General features: G+C 68.5%; 15 protein-coding genes. 10 read left to right on the forward strand and 5 right to left on the reverse strand.

Annotation, left to right across the window (positions count from 1 at the left end):
• Positions 1 to 13 precede the first annotated feature (13 nt).
• Positions 14 to 1,168, reverse strand: a complete 1,155-nt coding sequence (locus A3OK_RS0117925) for an ATP phosphoribosyltransferase regulatory subunit (RefSeq protein WP_019906269.1) — start codon at positions 1,166 to 1,168, stop codon at positions 14 to 16.
• A gap of 107 nt (positions 1,169 to 1,275) precedes the next feature.
• Positions 1,276 to 2,358, reverse strand: a complete 1,083-nt coding sequence (hemH, locus tag A3OK_RS0117930) for a ferrochelatase (protein ID WP_019906270.1) — start codon at positions 2,356 to 2,358, stop codon at positions 1,276 to 1,278.
• Between the two features lie 127 nt (positions 2,359 to 2,485).
• Between hemH and A3OK_RS0117935 the strand changes: the two genes are divergently transcribed.
• From A3OK_RS0117935 to A3OK_RS0117980, 10 genes are all read left to right on the forward strand, one after another.
• Complete coding sequence (locus tag A3OK_RS0117935) at positions 2,486 to 3,439, forward strand: class I SAM-dependent methyltransferase (protein ID WP_019906271.1); 954 nt, start codon at positions 2,486 to 2,488, stop codon at positions 3,437 to 3,439.
• A gap of 121 nt (positions 3,440 to 3,560) precedes the next feature.
• Positions 3,561 to 5,081, forward strand: a complete 1,521-nt coding sequence (locus tag A3OK_RS0117940) for a bifunctional UDP-sugar hydrolase/5'-nucleotidase (protein WP_019906272.1) — start codon at positions 3,561 to 3,563, stop codon at positions 5,079 to 5,081.
• On the forward strand, positions 5,078 to 5,767 hold the full coding sequence (locus tag A3OK_RS0117945) for a uracil-DNA glycosylase (RefSeq protein WP_019906273.1): 690 nt from the start codon (positions 5,078 to 5,080) through the stop codon (positions 5,765 to 5,767). The genes A3OK_RS0117940 and A3OK_RS0117945 overlap by 4 nt, the downstream gene beginning before the upstream one ends.
• Before the next feature lie 175 nt (positions 5,768 to 5,942).
• Positions 5,943 to 6,314: a hypothetical protein gene (locus A3OK_RS0117950; protein WP_245259448.1), complete on the forward strand. Its 372-nt coding sequence runs from the start codon at positions 5,943 to 5,945 to the stop codon at positions 6,312 to 6,314.
• A 94-nt stretch (positions 6,315 to 6,408) separates the two neighbouring features.
• On the forward strand, positions 6,409 to 7,695 hold the full coding sequence (rlmN, locus tag A3OK_RS0117955; RefSeq protein ID WP_019906275.1) for a 23S rRNA (adenine(2503)-C(2))-methyltransferase RlmN: 1,287 nt from the start codon (positions 6,409 to 6,411) through the stop codon (positions 7,693 to 7,695).
• A gap of 9 nt (positions 7,696 to 7,704) precedes the next feature.
• A complete protein-coding gene (locus tag A3OK_RS0117960; protein WP_019906276.1) occupies positions 7,705 to 8,187 on the forward strand; it encodes a hypothetical protein in 483 nt (160 codons plus the stop codon).
• A 79-nt stretch (positions 8,188 to 8,266) separates the two neighbouring features.
• On the forward strand, positions 8,267 to 10,003 hold the full coding sequence (ggt, locus tag A3OK_RS0117965) for a gamma-glutamyltransferase (protein WP_019906277.1): 1,737 nt from the start codon (positions 8,267 to 8,269) through the stop codon (positions 10,001 to 10,003).
• A gap of 72 nt (positions 10,004 to 10,075) precedes the next feature.
• Positions 10,076 to 10,855 carry a lysophospholipid acyltransferase family protein gene (locus A3OK_RS0117970; RefSeq protein WP_019906278.1) on the forward strand — a complete coding sequence of 260 codons (780 nt, stop codon included), beginning with the start codon at positions 10,076 to 10,078 and terminating at the stop codon, positions 10,853 to 10,855.
• A gap of 197 nt (positions 10,856 to 11,052) precedes the next feature.
• Entirely contained in the window at positions 11,053 to 11,442 is a 390-nt protein-coding gene (locus A3OK_RS23055; protein ID WP_036302375.1) for a hypothetical protein, read from the forward strand.
• A 105-nt stretch (positions 11,443 to 11,547) separates the two neighbouring features.
• Positions 11,548 to 12,642 carry a DUF2125 domain-containing protein gene (locus tag A3OK_RS0117980; RefSeq protein WP_019906280.1) on the forward strand — a complete coding sequence of 365 codons (1,095 nt, stop codon included), beginning with the start codon at positions 11,548 to 11,550 and terminating at the stop codon, positions 12,640 to 12,642.
• Between the two features lie 27 nt (positions 12,643 to 12,669).
• Here A3OK_RS0117980 and A3OK_RS0117985 read toward each other — a convergent pair whose 3' ends face one another.
• The 3 genes from A3OK_RS0117985 to A3OK_RS0117995 all read right to left on the reverse strand — a co-directional run bounded on the left by A3OK_RS0117985 (position 12,670) and on the right by A3OK_RS0117995 (position 15,695).
• Positions 12,670 to 13,629 (reverse strand): prephenate/arogenate dehydrogenase family protein, encoded by a 960-nt coding sequence (locus A3OK_RS0117985; RefSeq protein ID WP_019906281.1) that lies wholly within the window; start codon positions 13,627 to 13,629, stop codon positions 12,670 to 12,672.
• The gene (locus A3OK_RS0117990; protein WP_026597394.1) at positions 13,622 to 14,743 is read right to left on the reverse strand and encodes a histidinol-phosphate transaminase; all 1,122 of its coding nucleotides are present in this window, start codon (positions 14,741 to 14,743) and stop codon (positions 13,622 to 13,624) included. The genes A3OK_RS0117985 and A3OK_RS0117990 overlap by 8 nt, the downstream gene beginning before the upstream one ends.
• 88 nt (positions 14,744 to 14,831) lie before the next feature.
• Positions 14,832 to 15,695 carry a chorismate mutase gene (locus A3OK_RS0117995; RefSeq protein WP_019906283.1) on the reverse strand — a complete coding sequence of 288 codons (864 nt, stop codon included), beginning with the start codon at positions 15,693 to 15,695 and terminating at the stop codon, positions 14,832 to 14,834.
• Positions 15,696 to 15,976: the final 281 nt, after the last annotated feature.

Genomic DNA, 15,976 nt, shown 5'->3' on the forward strand with positions numbered 1-15,976 from the left:
CGTCGGAGCGGTCTCAGCCACGGGACGATCCTTCCGACGTGAGGACACGGGACAGCCAGATGGCGCAGCCCACCGCCGGGACCGGCGTGGGACTGCCCAGATGCTGGAGCAGCCCGTCGTAGCGGCCGCCGCCGACGAGGGGAGCCGACCCTTGTCCCCGCGTCACTTCGAAGATGAAGCCGGTATAATAATCGAGGTTGCGCGCGAAGCTGCCGGAGAACCGGAAGCTTTCCACGTCGAGACCGCGTGCGGCCATGAAGCCGGTCCGCTCCTCGAACAGGGAGAGGGCGGCCTCCAGTGGTGCGTAGGCGATGCCGGCCGAGGATGCGAGGTCGCGCATGGACCGGGCGGCTTGGTCCGGATCGCCGGAGATGGCGCGGTAGCGTTCGACGATGGCCCGGTTCTCGGCATTGAGGCCGGCGCCGCCATTGGCCTGCGCCGAGGCCTTGGCGAGGAAGCGTTCCGCGATCTCGCCGGCGCTGCGTCCGCCGACGCGCGAGATGCCGGCGATGGACAGCACGTCCTCCACGAAGGCGCGCACGCCCTTCGGATCCTGTCCCTGGATCGCGGCGAGGAGACCGGCATGCGGATCTTCCACCATCGCGACATTGGTGACGTCGTCGAGGGAGCGTCCCGCCGCGAGCGCCCGCAAGGTCCGCCGCTTGGCGGCCGGCGGCACGTTGAGCCCGTCGAGCAGCGCGTCGATCACGCCCATATCGCCGAGTCTCACCGAGACGTCGCCGGCGCCGAGAAGCTCCAGGCCTTCGAGGGCGAGGCCGAGCGCTTCCGCATCCGCCGCCGGGATGTCGGTGCGTCCGATCGATTCGATGCCGGCCTGCAGGAACTCTTCCGCCTCGCCGGAGCCGAGCCGGAAGACCGGGCCGAGATAGCTGTAATCGGCTGTCGCCCCGACACCCCGCGCCAGATGCTGGCGGCAGACCGGAATCGTGAATTCCGGACGCAGGCAGAGCTCGGCCCCGGACGCATCCTGCGTCACGAAGATGCGCCGGCGGATCTCCTCGCCGGAGAGTTCGAGGAACGGCTCCACCGGCTGGAGCACCGCCGGGGTCACGACGCCGTAGCCGGCGCCCGAGAAATGCGCGAGCAACCGCGCTCCCTCATCCGCTCGCACGGTGTCGATCGGATCGACTGCCTCCGGTCTCGTCATGGTTCACTCGCCGTCTGATGGGCGTCCTTTATCAACCGCATCCGGACTTGGCGACCACCCACGGAGCGCGAAGAACGCCGACCCGCCATGCGGATCGCCGGCTCTCCTCAGATCCAGCCCTGCAATTCGCGGCGGACCACGTTCTCGATCACCTTCATCCCGAGGTCGCTGTCGTTGAGGCAGGGGATATAGGCGAAGTGCTCGCCGCCATTGTCCTCGAAATAGTGGCGGTTCTCGCCGTCGAGTTCTTCCAGGGTCTCGAGGCAATCGGCGGTGAAGCCCGGCGCCACGATGGCCATGCGCTTGACGCCGGATTTGGCGAGGTTCTGCACGGTCTCGTCGGTATAGGGCTTGAGCCATTCCTCGTTGCCGAAGCGCGACTGGAAGGTGGTGCGCATCCGCTCCGTCGAGAAGCCCAGGGCCTCGCGGATCAGCCGCCCCGTCTTCACGCACTGGCAATGATACGGGTCGCCCTTGAGGAGGTAGGATTTCGGCACGCCGTGGAACGAGGTGAGGATCACCTCCGGCTCGAAATCGAGCTTGGCCAGACCCTCGCGGATCGAGGTGGCCATGGCCTCGATATAGACCGGGTCGTCGTGATACGGCGCCGAGACCCGCACGGTCGGCTGCCAGCGCATCTGCATCAGGGCCTTGAACGCCTGGTCGCAGGCGGTGGCCGAGGTGGCGGCGGCGTATTGCGGATAGAGCGGCACCAGCAGGATGCGGTCGCAGCCCTGGTCGAGCAGGGCCTGGATGCGCAGGCGCACTTCCGGCTTGCCGTAGCGCATCGCCCAGTCGACCACGACGGATTCCCCCATCGCCACCTGCAGCCGCTCGGCCTGTCCACGGGTGATGGTCTTCAGCGGCCCCTCGTCGCGTTCGTTGTTCCACACGCTCGCATAATCGCGGCCCTTCGGCCCGGGGCGCTTGGTCAGGATGATGAGATTGAGGATCGGCCACCAGATCAGCCGCGGCACCTCGATGACGCGCCGGTCGGACAGGAATTCCTTGAGGTAGCGGCGCATCGGCCAATAGCTCGTGCCCTCCGGCGTGCCGAGATTCATCAGCAGCACGCCGACCCGGCCCCAGCGGACGCGAGGATGGTCCGGCGGGAGGGTGGCGGTCTCGGAGGAGCCTGTCTGCAACGGCATGATGTCCTTGAGGGACGTCGGTTCGACGCGTTCGTTCATCGGATTTCCGAGCGCCCTGATTCGGCGCGGTTGTCACATGCCGCCATTCCGGCACAGTTGTACGGGACGGCATATCTATCTAGAGCACGAGACCTGCCAGCGACCATCTCGTCAATGAAGGCGCGACATGCCGTCTCCCCGGTACTTCTTCAACCACTTCATGCCGTTCACCGGCTATCCCTATAAGGGCGCGCCAACCGTCTGCAATCTCTGCGGATCGGCCGAGACCGTGACGGTGGCCGAGACCGATCGGCGGCTGAAGACGCTGAAATCCATCGCCTGCGCCCAATGCGGGCTGATTCGCACCGACCCGATGCCGACCCCGGACGAATTGGCGCATTACTACGCCCATGCCTACCGGGCGGATTATCAGCTCGCCTTCGCCGGCGGCCCTCCGCGCCACCACCTCAACCGTTCCGCTCGCGAGGCGACCTTCCGCGCCGACCTGCTGGCTCCGAAGCTCAAGCCGGGTGCGCGGGTTCTCGATTTCGGCTCCGGCTCCGGCGAATTCCTGGCCGCTGCCCGCGCCAGGGGCTGCGAGGCCATCGGCGTCGAACCCGGCCGCGACTACGCCGCCTATGCCCGTGAGCATCACAAGGTCGAAGTCCTCGACGACGCTGCCGACGAGCGCTTCCCGGCCGGGCATTTCGACGTGATTTCCACGCACCACGTGCTCGAACACCTGCGCGACCCGGCCGTGGTGATGGAGCGTCTGTCGCGCTGGCTGAAGCCCGACGGGGTGCTCTATGCCGCCGTGCCCAACATGGCCGCCACCGGCAAGCCGCCGCACGAGCGCTTCCACTTCGCCCACGTGCACGGCTACGTCCGCGAGACCTTCGATCTTCTCGCCCGCCGCGCCGGTCTCGTGCCCCATCCCGAATATTGGCGCGAGGACACGACGGTGATCTACCGCAAGAGCGATGCCCCGGTGGGTGAACTCGCCAATCCCGGTCTCGCCCGGCGTCTCGCCGTCGACCTCAAGCCCATGCCGGCCGCAGCCTACCTCGTCTCCGGTGCCTGGATCTGGCCGATGATCCGCCGCAACGCCAAGGCCGTGCGCGACGGCTTCGCCTCGCGCTAGAGGCTGACGGGCCGGATATTCTCTGTGCCGATGCAGCGGTGTTGCATCGGCTTCATCGATGGCATCCACACTCGGCTCCGAGCGGGTTCTCGACAGCCCGACCCCTCGGAGACCCGTCTCAATGACCCGTCCCACCCGTCGTCAGACCCTGAGCCTCGGCCTCGGGGCGGGTCTCGCGGCTGGCCTGCCGGCTCCCGCACAGGCCGGGGCGATCGAACCGACCTTCACCCTGCTCCTCGTCAACGACGTCTACCTGATGTCGGAAGTCGATGGCCGCGGCGGCTTCCCCCGGCTCAACGCGGTGGTGAAGGCCGAGCGGGCCCGCGGCGTGCCGCTACTCTACGCCCATGCCGGCGATACCCTGTCGCCCTCGCTGATGTCGGGGTTCGATCGCGGCGCGCATATCATCGAGCTCCTGAACGTCGCACCGCCCGACGTGTTCGTGCCGGGCAACCACGAATTCGATTTCGGCCCGACCACGTTCGCCCAGCGCATGGGCGAGGCGGCCTTTCCGGTCTTTGCCGCCAATCTGCATGACGCTGAGGGCAAGCCGCTCACCGGAATCCGCGACCGGATGGTGATGACGCTCGGCGGAATCCGGATCGGCATCGTCGGCATCGCTCTCGCCAGCACGCCCGAGAAGTCGCAATCCGGCGATCTCGTTTTCGGTCCCGAAATCGAGACGTTGCGTGCACAGGCCCAGGCCCTTCGTGAGGAGGGAGCCGAGCTCATCGTCGGCATCTGCCATACGGCGCGCGTCACCGACGAGGCGATCGTGGCGGCGCGGATCGTCGACATCCTGCTGTCGGGCCACGACCACGACCTCATCGTGCAATACGATGGCCGGACCCTCCTGGCGGAATCGAGCTTCGACGCCCATTACGTCACGGCCATCGACGTCACCGTGACGGTGAAAGGGAGCGGCAAGGCCAAGTCCTTGTCCTGGCATCCGAACTTTCGCGTCTACGACACTGCGGAGGTCACGCCCGATCCCGAGACCCTCTCCCTGACGCAGCGGCTCGAGGGCCGATTGGCGAAGGAACTCGACGTGCCGGTCGGGACGATCGGCACGCCCCTCGACAGCCGCATCGCGACGGTGCGCCTTCGCGAGGCGAGCTTCGGCAACCTCGTCGGCGATGCGCTCCGGGCGGCGACGGGGGCGCAGATCGCCATCACCAATGGCGGTGGCATCCGCGGTAACCGGCTCTATCCGGCCGGCACAATCCTGACCCGGCGCGACATCCTCACCGAACTCCCCTTCGGCAACACGACGATTCTCGTGTCGCTGACAGGCGCGCAGGTACGGGCCCTGCTGGAATCGGCCTTCGCCGATCTCGGCCGTCCCGCCGGGCGATTCCCTCAGGTCTCCGGTCTCGTCGTCACCCTCGACCCGGCGGCAAGTGCCGGACATCGCATCCTGTCGATCCTCGTCGACGGACGGCCCCTCGACGAGGCGCGCTCCTATACGGTCGCCTCCAACAACTTCCTCTACGATGGCGGCAACGGCTACGGCATCCTCGCCGATGGGCGTACCCTCATCGGCGCCACCGACGGCAAGCTCGTCGCCAACGAGGTGATGGCCTATATCGGCCGGCATGATCCCCTCTCCGTTCCCGATGACGGCCGGATCGTGATGCGATGACGGCATCCGGTCCCCTCTCCGAGGCCCTCGACCGCTTCCGTTCCTCGGGCTCGTCCTGGCTGACGCTGCCATTCTTCGCCGGAGGCGCGGCCGAGGCCGTCTGCGCACGGGTCGACCGGCGGATCGCGGAGGGGGCGAGCGTCCTGCCCTCCCCCGATGCCGTCTTTCGCGCTCTCACCCTGACGCCGCTCGAGGAGGTGAAGGCGGTCATCCTCGGGCAGGACCCCTATCCGACGCCGGGCGACGCGAACGGCCTCGCCTTTTCCTATGTCGGCCCTCGCCGGCTTCCCGCCTCGCTGAAGGTCATCCTCGCCGAATTGCCCGGCCAGCCGACGAGCGGCGATCTCACGCCCTGGGCGCGAAGGGGTGTGCTGCTCCTGAATTCCGCTCTCACCGTCGAAGCCGGCGCATCCGGTGCTCATCTGCGCTACGGCTGGTCTGCTCTCACCGATGAGGCGGTGGCGGCCGTCTCGGCCCGCGCGACGCCTGCGATCTTCCTGCTCTGGGGCGCACAGGCCCGCGCGCGGGCAGGGCTGATCGACCGCGCGCGATGCGGGGTGATCGAGACCGGCCATCCCTCCCCGCTCAACCGTCTGCGGGATTTCTCGGGCACTCGGCCCTTCGACGAGGCCAATGCCTGGCTGGCGGACAGGGGCCTCGCGCCGATCGACTGGTCGCTGGGGTGATCCTGTGGCCTGTCTTTCGGCTGACGCGGCGAAACGGTCGCTTTGACAGTGTGGCCCGGCGGACTATCTCGAAGGGGCACCATAAGCGGAACTTAAGATTTCGCGCCTGTCCGAGGAAACGCCGTCCATGTCCCCTAAAACCGTTCTCGCCGGTGGCCTTGCCGCCGGTCTGCTCATGACGACCCTGGCCGATGCGCAGATCCGCAATGCGCCTCCGCCTCGCGCCCTGGAATTCGCCGCCTACATCTTCGCCGCGGCCAATGTCTGCGGCTACCGGATCGGCGTCGACCAGTTCGATGCGCTGCTGCAGAAGCAGGGCGTGAACGCGGCCGATGTCGGGCCGCGCGGGCCTTTCGGGGGTAAGGTCCAGACGATCTTCGCGCTGATGTCGAACCAGATGCAGCTCAACCGCGAACAGGCCTGCCTCGCCGTCGCCGGCGAGTACGGGCCCGAGGGCAACGTCACGAAGAACGTGCTGCTGCCGGCCGCCATGGAGGGCGCGCCCGCCGAAGCCAAGCCGCCCGCCGACGCGAAGCCGGCCCAGTAGATCCGCCATTCCTTACACGCAGCGGAGCGCCATTCGCGTTCCGCTGCAGGATCGCTTATATCGGACTGATTCCAAGTCCGAAGGTTAGAGATCCATGGCGACGGCGTCATTCGACACCGCCGGTCGCGACGTTGACGTCGTGGCCGCAATCGAGAAACTCCCCGAGTTCCAGCCGGACCCTGTGCCGCCGGGGCGTTCCTCCCTCATCGGGCTGACCCGTGAGGAGTTGAAGGGGCGCCTTGCCGCCATCGGCGTGTCGGAGCGGGAGCAGCGCATGCGCTCGGGCCAGCTCTGGCACTGGCTCAACGCGCGCGGCGCCACCTCCTTCGATCAGATGACCAATGTCGGCAAAGGCCTCAAGGCCGATCTGGCGCAGGCCTACACCCTCGAACGGCCGGAAGTCGTCAGCGAGCAGGTCTCTCGCGATGGCACCCGCAAGTGGCTGCTGCGGATGGCACCCACCGGCAAGCACGACCACAATCGCGGCGCCGAGATCGAGTGCGTCTACATTCCCGGACGCGGGCGCGGCACGCTCTGCGTTTCGAGCCAGGTCGGCTGCACCCTCACCTGCAGCTTCTGCCATACCGGCACGCAGCGCCTCGTGCGCAACCTGACCGCCGCCGAGATCACCGCGCAGGTGGTGGTGGCCCGCGACCGGCTGAACGATTGGGTCGGCCAGAACCCGGTGGCCGCCGGCGAGGACGAGACCCGTCGCGCCGTCACCAACATCGTCTTCATGGGCATGGGCGAGCCGCTCTACAACATCGACAACGTCATCGATTCGGTGGGCGTGATGTCCGACCAGGAGGGCCTCGGCCTCTCGCGTCGGCGCATCACCGTGTCGACCTCCGGCGTCGTGCCGCAGATGCAGCGGCTCGGCACCGAGGCCCATGCCATGCTGGCGATCTCGCTCCACGCGGTGCGGGACGACCTGCGCGACACCCTCGTGCCGCTGAACCGCAAGTATCCGCTGGCCGAACTGCTCGCGGCTTGCCGCCACTATCCCGGCCTCAACAATGCCCGCCGCATCACCTTCGAATACGTGATGTTGAAGGGCATCAACGATACCGATGCGGATGCGCGCGAACTGGTCCGGCTGCTGCAGGGCATCCCGGCCAAGATCAACCTGATCCCGTTCAACCCGTGGCCCGGCAGCATCTACGAATGCTCGGACTGGGAGCGGATCGAGCAGTTCTCCGAGATCGTCTATCAAGCCGGCTATGCGTCTCCGGTGCGGACGCCGCGCGGTCGCGACATCCTGGCGGCCTGCGGACAGCTCAAGAGCGAGACCGAGAAGCTGCGCGCCCGCGCCCGGATGATGCTGGAAGACGGAATCGGCGCCGAGGGCGTCTATGCCGGGGCCGATGACGACGAGGCCTGAGCGCGCGCCATGCGGCTCGTCGGCCGCCTGATCTGGGCGAGTGTCGCCCTGTGCCTCGCGATTCCGTGCGGGGCCCTGGTGCTCGTCGTCGCCATCCTGTTCGATCCGGTGTCGAGCGAGGCGCTCACCCGGCTCGGTCTGTTCGGCTTCCTGCAGGGGATGACCGATCTCGCCTCGGGGATCGGTCCCGATGCGCTCCTCGCCCTCGCGGCCGGGCTCGCCAGGGCCGGCTTCATCCTGCTGGTACTGCCGCCCGTCGCCATGGCGCTGATCGGCGAGGCCATGAGCCTGCGCAGTGCCCTGGCCTATGCGCTCGGCACGGGCTTCGCCACCGCCCTCGTGCCCTGGCTGATGCGGGGTGCCTCGGGCTCGCTCGCCGCCCGAAACCTCGCCATCGAGGGCAGGGTGACGGCGCTGTTGTTCCTGGCCGGCGCGGCTGCCGGGCTGGTCTATGGCTGGATCGCCATCCGCGACCGGCCGGAGGGCGCCTGAACGCGCACCCCTCTGGAAGCGTTGCCTGCCCTGGAGCATCGGCGACGAGCCGTGGAGAGCCCTGCATGACGGATATGGCATGACCGGACGTCGTTTCAGCCTCGCCTTCGCGCTTCTGGCGACCCTTTCCGGACCGTCGCTGGCGCAACCCGTTCCCGAACCGCTGCCGATCCCTTCCGACGACGCGCGCATCCTCCCGGTCCTCGGGACCCACGGCATGGTGTCCTCGCAGGACGCCCTGGCCACTCGGGTCGGTGTCGCGATCCTGAAACAGGGTGGGAACGCCGTCGATGCCGCCGTCGCCGTCGGGTTCGCCCTCGCGGTGACTTTGCCCCAGGCGGGCAATCTCGGCGGCGGCGGGTTCATGCTCGTTCGGCTGGCAGCGACCGGCGAGACCGTGGCGATCGACTTTCGCGAGACGGCGCCCGCCGCGGCGAGGGAGGACATGTTCCTCAAACCCGATGGGCAACCCGACCGCGCCGCATCCATTCGCACCGGCAAGGCCGTCGGCGTTCCGGGCTCCGTGCGCGGACTGGCCGAAGCGCACCGCCTCTACGGGTCCGGCCGCTTCACTCTCTCCGAGCTCGTCGCCCCGGCCCGGGCATTGGCCAGGGACGGGATTCCCGTCGAGGGCGGCCTCGCCGATTCTCTTCCCCGCGCCGCCGACCGTCTCGGGCGCTGGCCATCGAGCCGGGCCGTGTTCTTTCGTGATGGCCGTCCCCTCGCGCGGGGCGAGACCCTGGTCCAGCCCGATCTCGCGGCGACCCTCGCGTCCATCGCCGAACGCGGCCCCGATGCCTTCCATACCGGCCCGATCGCCGAGCGGATCGCCGCCGCGGTCAGGAGCGCCGGCGGAGTGATGATCGCGAACGATCTCGCCGCGTATCGCCCCGCGATCCGCCAGCCGATCCGGGGCACCTATCGCGGCTACGAGATCGTCTCGATGCCGCCGCCGAGTTCGGGCGGCGTCCACCTCATCGAGATCCTGAACATCCTCGAAGGGTTCGACCTGGCCTCCATGGGTGCCGGCAGCGCCCAGGCCCTCCACATCCTCGCCGAGGCGATGAAGCCGGCCTATGCCGACCGCGCCACCTGGCTCGGCGACCCGTCCCGCTCGAATGTGCCCATGCGGGGCCTCACCGCGAAAGCCTATGCCGAGACCCTGCGCTCTGCCATCGACCCTGCCCGCGCCCGTCCGGCCGAGGCGGTGAAGGCCGGCGACCCGCTGCCTTACGAATCCGACCACACCACCCATTATTCCGTGGTCGACCGCGCGGGGAACGCCGTCTCCACCACGACGACCCTCAACTTTTCCTACGGGCTCGGCCTCGTGGCGGAGGGGACCGGCGTCCTCCTCAACAACGAGATGGACGATTTTTCCGCCAAGACCGGCAGCGTCAACGCCTACGGCCTCGTCGGCGGCCCGGCCAATGCGGTGGCGCCCGGCGCCCGGCCGCTCTCCTCGATGACGCCGGCCATCGTGCTCAAGGACGGACGCCTCGTTCTCGTCACCGGAAGCCCGGGCGGCAGCCGCATCATCTCTACGGTGCTGCAGGTGATCGTGAACGTCATCGATTTCCGCATGAATCTCGCCGAAGCCGTCACCGCTCCGCGCATCCACCACCAATGGCGCCCCGACGTGCTCTTCGCCGAGGACGGGCTCTCGCCGGACACCCTGGCGCTGCTGCGGGCGAAGGGCCACGAGGTCCGGGTCGGATCGAGTTCGGGCTCGGCCAATTCCGTGATGGCGGTGGACGGGCTCGTGGCCGGGGCCGCCGACACGCGGCAGCGCGGAACCCTGGCGGAGGGCGATTAGGGCTCATCGATCCCGGCGGATGGTGCCGCGGAAGCGCCCGCGCTACAGGAAGGGCATCAGTCCGGGTTTCCGATGCTCATCCTTCGCTCGATCGCCTTCAACATCGTCTTCTATCTCGCCACCACCGTCATCGCGGTCGGTGGATTGCCGGCCCTCGTCTCACAGAAGGCCTCCCTTCGCGTGGCCCAGTTCTGGGCGCGGGTGAGCCTATGGCTCCTGCGCGTGGTCGGCGGCGTCAGTGTCGAGTTCAGGGGTCTGCACCATCGCCCGCCCGGTGCCCTCCTCGTGGCGGCCAAGCACCAATCGGCCCTCGAGACCCTGGCCCTCGTCACCGCCTTCCCGAACTTCGCCTACATCCTCAAGCGCGAGCTTCTCTGGATCCCGCTCTTCGGCTGGTTTCTGTCCCGCTCGGGCATGGTCGCCATCGACCGTTCCAAGGGCGCTCGCGCCATGGCAGCCATGAACGAGGCGGCCGCCCGCGCGATCCGCGAGGGACGCCAGCTCATCATCTTCCCCGAAGGAACCCGCAAGGCACCGGGGGCGCCGCCCGCCTACAAGCTCGGCATCACCCATCTCTACGCCGCCCTGGACGTGCCCTGCCTGCCCATCGCCCTCAATAGTGGCCTCTACTGGCCCCGGCGCCAGCTCACCCGCCGCCCCGGCACCACGGTGATCGAATTCCTGTCTCCGATCGCCCCCGGCCTCGACCGCATCGCTTTCCTGGAAGAGATGCAGCAGCGGATCGAATCCGCCTCGGATGTCCTCATCGCCTCCGGCCGCGCCGAACTGGCGGCGCGCGGGCATAGGGTGCCGGAGACCGGCTCCGTCGGCGAACCGACCCGGACCGCCTGAACCCTCATCCATCCACAGCCTGTGGATAAGTGCTTCCGGCGCCCCTGCTGCGGAGCGAAACAGAGACTCTTGACGGTTCGAAATTGTTAAGATTATTCTGGAACAAATGGCGAACACGAAAGACGTCCCGTTCTCGTGCCGCAAGGCGCGACACGCGATGGCGATCGACGCCAATCCCCTGATCCGGAGACCCGCCCATGCGCGAAGTACGTCTGAGGACGGCAGCCAGCCTGCGTGGAACTCCTGCCTTGGCGCTGAGCGCCTGGCGTGGCCGCTCCGGCCGCCGCTACGTCGTCGGCATCCATGAACTGGCCGAGCTCGAACTCGACGATATGGGCGAAGCGGTGGTCATGGCCGTGCGTCGGAATTCGGCCGGGATCGGTGAACTCATCGCTGTCGCCGCGGCCGGTTCCAGCCCGCGAGAGCGTCTGACCCGCAACTGGATCGCCCGCGCCCGCCACGGTGGTGCCACCGAGATGCACGTCCATCGCCTTGCCGAGGACGAAGCCGAGCGGGGTGAGATCGTCGCCGACCTCCATGTCGATCATCTGTCGCAGCTGGACCAGACCACCAGCGCCGCCGCCTGAATCCGCCGGCGGCCATGCTTTCGCCGCGTTGAGACCCGCCAAAGCTCCCTCACCGAGAAGGCCTCGTCGATGGCGACGCGGCTTCGAGATCGAGGCAGGTCGACAATGGCGCAGGCACCGGATTTGACGGCCAGGAAACGGCTTTCGCGCACCGGCCTGTTCCTGCCCTACATCCTCCTCCTCGGCGTCGTTCTTCTCTGGAGTGCCGGCTGGTTCTGGATCCGCGGCAAGGCCGAATCCGAGATGGATGCCTGGCTGGCCCGCGAAGCCTCGGCCGGCCGCAACTGGACCTGCGCCGACCGCTCCATCACCGGATATCCCTTCCGCATCGAACTGCGCTGCGCATCCCTGGCCTTCTCGCGGGCGGATAGCCGCTTCACCCTCGGCCCGTTGACGGCCGTCGTGCAGGTCTACCAGCCGCGCCAGGGTATCCTGCAGGCGGCCGGACCGTTCCACGTGGAACAGGACGGCCTCGTCGCCGATGCCAGCTGGACATCGCTGGAAGCGAGCTTCCACGGTGCTTCCGACGGGTTCGTGCGCGCCTCTCTCTTAGTCGAGGCGCCCAAGGTCGCCGTGAAGGATGCCGGGCCGCAGCTGATCGACATCGCCGCGAAGCACCTCGAATTGCACGCCCGTCCGACACCGGCCCGTTTCGCCACGGATGGCGCCGTCGACATGAGCCTTCGCCTGACGCAGGCGAACGTGCCGCTGCTCGACCCTCTCCTCGGCAATACCGCCCCGCTCGACGCGGCGCTCGACGCCACGGTGAATCAGGCGGCCATCTTCCGGACGGGGCAGGTGGCACGCGAGCTCGAAGCCTGGCGGCAGGCTGGCGGCAATCTCGACATCGCTCTGCTGTCGCTGGCGAAGGGCGATCGCCGCCTTCAGGCCCAGGGCAAGATCGGCCTCGACGACGCGCATCGCCCGACCGGGCAGCTCGACACGCGGGCCGCCGGGGTGGAGGCGCTCGTGGGCCAGATCATGGGCCAGCGCTTCGGAGCCGAGAAGGGTGCCCTTATCGGAGGACTGGTCGGCAAGCTTCTCGGCGGCGGCAGCCGTCGCCAGGAGGCCGAGACGGCGGCAGTGCCGAATTCCGGGGATGCGTCCCTCAAGGCGATGCCGCCCCTGCGCCTCACCGACGGACGCCTGATGCTCGGCCCGTTCGCGATCCCCAACGTCCAGGTGCCGCCGCTCTACTGACGGGGCGTCCCGGCGAATCCTGCTTCTCTATCGCTCGGAGACGGGTTCGTCCTTCGCCTGCTCGGGCGGGGTGCGGCTGCGTCCGAAATCCGCCTCCGCCGTCTCCTGCCCCAGGGCGACGATGCCCCGGCGGATGGCGCGGGTCCGGGTGAACAGGTCGAACAGCGCGTCGCCGTCGCCCCAGCGAATGGCGCGGGCCAGGGCCGCGAGATCCTCGTTGAAGCGGCCGAGCATCTCCAGCACCGCATCCTTGTTGGTCAGGAACACGTCCCGCCACATGGTCGGATCGGAGGCGGCGATGCGGGTGAAGTCGCGAAAGCCGCCGGCGGAGAACTTGATGACCTCCGATTGCGTCACCGCTTCCAGGTCGGCGGCCGTGCCGACGATGTTGTAGGCGATGAGGTGCGGCACGTGGCTGGTGATGGCCAGGACGAGGTCGTGATGCTCCGGAGTCATGCTCTCGACGATGGCGCCGAGCCCTTCCCAGAAGGCCTGAACCCGCGCGGTGGCGGTCTCGTCGGTTCCCTCGGGCGGGGTGAGGATGCACCAGCGGCCCGAGAACAGGGTCGAGAATCCGGCATCGGGACCGGAATACTCGGTGCCCGCCACGGGATGGGCCGGCACGAAATGGACGCCCTCCGGCAGATGGGGGGAGACGGCAGCGACCACCGAGGCCTTCACCGAGCCGACATCGGAGACGATGGCGCCGGATTCCAGATGCGGCGCCATCGTTTCGGCGACCGCTCCCACCGCGCCCACCGGCACGCACAGGATCACGAGATCGGCGCCAAGGACGCCGGAGGCCTCGCTCGTCGCCTCGTCGGCGAGACCGAGCGCGCGCACGCGTTCGATCACGCTGGGGTCGCGGTCGATGGCCACGATGCTCCGTGCCAGACCGTATTGGCGCGCGCCGCGGGCGATCGAGGACCCGATCAACCCGAGGCCGACGATGGCGAGGCGCTCGCAGATTGGGCTCGCCTCAGGCACGGATGCCGTCCTTCACGAAGGCGGTGAGCGCCGTGACGAAGGCCTGATTCGCCTCCTCGCTGCCGATGGTGACGCGCAGCGCGTGCGGTAACCCGTAGGACGTCACCCGCCGCACGATCACGCCGCGCGCGGCGAGATAGGCATCGGCTTGCTCCGCGTTACGGCCCGGCTCGTCGGGAAAGTGGACGAGGATGAAGTTCGCCACACTCGGTGTCACCGTCAGCCCGAGCGAAGACACGACCTCGCTCGTCCAGGCGAGCCAGGTCTCGTTATGGGCGATCGCGGCCGCCACATGCGCCTCGTCGGCGATGGCGGCGGCACCGGCCGCGATGGCACTGCCCGACAGGTTGAACGGCCCACGGATGCGGTTGACCGCATCGACCACCTCCGGCGGACCGACCATCCAGCCGATGCGGAGTGCGGCGAGGCCGTGGATCTTCGAGAAGGTGCGCGTCATCACCACGTTCTCGGATTCGAGGACGAGTTCGAGCCCGGCGCTGTAATCGTTGGTTCGCACATACTCGGCATAGGCTCCGTCGAGGACGAGGAGCACGTGCGGAGGCAGGCCCGCATGCAGGCGCCGGATCTCGGCGAAGGGCAGGTAGGTGCCCGTCGGGTTGTTCGGGTTGGCGAGGTAGACGATCTTCGTGCGCGGCGTGACGGCGGCGAGGATGGCGTCGACATCGGCGCGAAGGTCGCGCTCGGGGACGACGACGGGCGTGCCGCCGGCGGCCAGGATGGCGATCCGGTAGACCAGGAAACCGTGCTCGGTGAAGATCCCCTCGTCGCCCTGCCCGAGATAGGCGTAGGCGAGGAAGGACAGGAGTTCGTCCGACCCGGCACCGCAGACGATGCGGGCTGGGTCGAGCCCGTAGCGGAAGGCGATGGCTTCGCGCAGGCGCGTGGAATTGCCGTCCGGATAGAGAGCGAGGCGGAACGCCTCCTCGCGCATGGCCTCGATGGCCAGCGGGCTCGGGCCGAGCGGCGTCTCGTTGGAGGAGAGCTTATGGACCTTCACCGCGCCGGGAGCGCCGCTCTTGCCGGGCACATAAGCCTCGATGGCGAGAACCCCCGGACGGGGAACGGGACGGGACGCGGAAGGAGCGGAGGACATGAGCGTGGGCCGGCTGTGGAGTTCAGGCTGCCCCTCTAACCCAGCTTGCCGGCCTTGACGAGGGAACCGGCCGTCCCGCCCGCCCGCGTCATACCCGGAACCGGGCGGCGTGGCTGCCGATCTCGTCGAGGCTACCGACCCTGGCGCCGGCCCGTTCCAAAGTCTCCCGCAACTGGCGGCCACCGACGCCGCCCGGAACCGCCAGGAGAAGTCGGTGCCCATCCGCCGTCGCTGCGCGCGCGACGATCTCGCCGTAGAGGCCCTGCAAGGCACGGGCGGCTTCCGGCGACCAGGTCTCGAGCCGGGCCGCGTGGAGCACCCAGTCGCGCTGGGCCGCGGCCGGGTCGTCGAGGGGATTGGCGACGACGAAGACTGGCGTGCCGGCGGGATGGGTCGGGCGCTCGATGAAGGGCAGGCGCGCGATCACTTTGGGCCGACCCTCGCCGGTGAGACCCTCCCACCACGGCGCTTCCTGACTCGGAGGCGCAGAGCCGTCGGGGTCGAGCCGGAAGATGCCGAGATCGCCGCGCGAGGCGGCCACCGCCTCGATCACCGCCGCACAGGTGGGATGCGGCCGGTAGGGCACCGTGAAGCCGAAATGGAACCGCGCCGAGTCGCGCATCGGAGCATCGCCGTCGGAAATATCGGCATGGACGCTGAACGGCGCCTGGACCCAGGTGAAGGTGGCGATGATGACGCGCCAGATCCCCTCCACGGTGTCGAGGGGCAGGAGTCCGCGATGGCGCTCGGCGACGCGGCGCATCATCGCGGCCTCGCGGCCCGGCCTGAAGGCCGATCCGCTGGCGGAGGTTCGCTTGACCGCGATCAGCCGATCGATGATCGAGCCGCGCTGGATCAGCAGGGCGTGCATCTCCGCGTCGATCCGGTCGATCTCGGCGCGCAACTCGGCGAGGTTGTCGAGGGGCGGTGCGGGTCTCGTGGTGAAGCGCATGCGGGCTGTCGAGTCCGGCGGCGGGTGTGAGGATGGCCGTTCCCGCATGGAGGGAACGGCGTTTCGTGTCTACGTTTCCCAGGGGCCGAGGGCCAGTGCCGGTCTTGCATCCTTCGCGCACGCGCCTCCTTTCCAAAGCCCCCCCTTTCGTTGACGCCCGTGCATGCGCACATTACGCCCAACGGGTGTCCGGTTTCCTCGGGCATCGATGGGGATGGACCTTCGCGACGCGACGACAGGGCGGCAATCGGCTGCTCCTTCGCATCACCGCGAAAGCGAAT

Origin of the sequence: Methylobacterium sp. 77, assembly GCF_000372825.1 — a bacterium.
Classification (GTDB): domain Bacteria; phylum Pseudomonadota; class Alphaproteobacteria; order Rhizobiales; family Beijerinckiaceae; genus Methylobacterium.

Bases quoted from the DNA above. Each gene is read 5' to 3' on its own strand.
- A3OK_RS0117925 (WP_019906269.1), bottom strand. From the start codon at position 1,168: ATGACGAGACCGGAGGCAGTCGATCCGATCGACACCGTGCGAGCGGAT.
- hemH (WP_019906270.1), bottom strand. From the start codon at position 2,358: ATGAACGAACGCGTCGAACCGACGTCCCTCAAGGACATCATGCCGTTG.
- A3OK_RS0117935 (WP_019906271.1), top strand. From the start codon at position 2,486: ATGCCGTCTCCCCGGTACTTCTTCAACCACTTCATGCCGTTCACCGGC.
- A3OK_RS0117940 (WP_019906272.1), top strand. From the start codon at position 3,561: ATGACCCGTCCCACCCGTCGTCAGACCCTGAGCCTCGGCCTCGGGGCG.
- A3OK_RS0117945 (WP_019906273.1), top strand. From the start codon at position 5,078: ATGACGGCATCCGGTCCCCTCTCCGAGGCCCTCGACCGCTTCCGTTCC.
- A3OK_RS0117950 (WP_245259448.1), top strand. From the start codon at position 5,943: ATGACGACCCTGGCCGATGCGCAGATCCGCAATGCGCCTCCGCCTCGC.
- rlmN (WP_019906275.1), top strand. From the start codon at position 6,409: ATGGCGACGGCGTCATTCGACACCGCCGGTCGCGACGTTGACGTCGTG.
- A3OK_RS0117960 (WP_019906276.1), top strand. From the start codon at position 7,705: ATGCGGCTCGTCGGCCGCCTGATCTGGGCGAGTGTCGCCCTGTGCCTC.
- ggt (WP_019906277.1), top strand. From the start codon at position 8,267: ATGACCGGACGTCGTTTCAGCCTCGCCTTCGCGCTTCTGGCGACCCTT.
- A3OK_RS0117970 (WP_019906278.1), top strand. From the start codon at position 10,076: ATGCTCATCCTTCGCTCGATCGCCTTCAACATCGTCTTCTATCTCGCC.
- A3OK_RS23055 (WP_036302375.1), top strand. From the start codon at position 11,053: ATGCGCGAAGTACGTCTGAGGACGGCAGCCAGCCTGCGTGGAACTCCT.
- A3OK_RS0117980 (WP_019906280.1), top strand. From the start codon at position 11,548: ATGGCGCAGGCACCGGATTTGACGGCCAGGAAACGGCTTTCGCGCACC.
- A3OK_RS0117990 (WP_026597394.1), bottom strand. From the start codon at position 14,743: ATGTCCTCCGCTCCTTCCGCGTCCCGTCCCGTTCCCCGTCCGGGGGTT.
- A3OK_RS0117995 (WP_019906283.1), bottom strand. From the start codon at position 15,695: ATGCGCTTCACCACGAGACCCGCACCGCCCCTCGACAACCTCGCCGAG.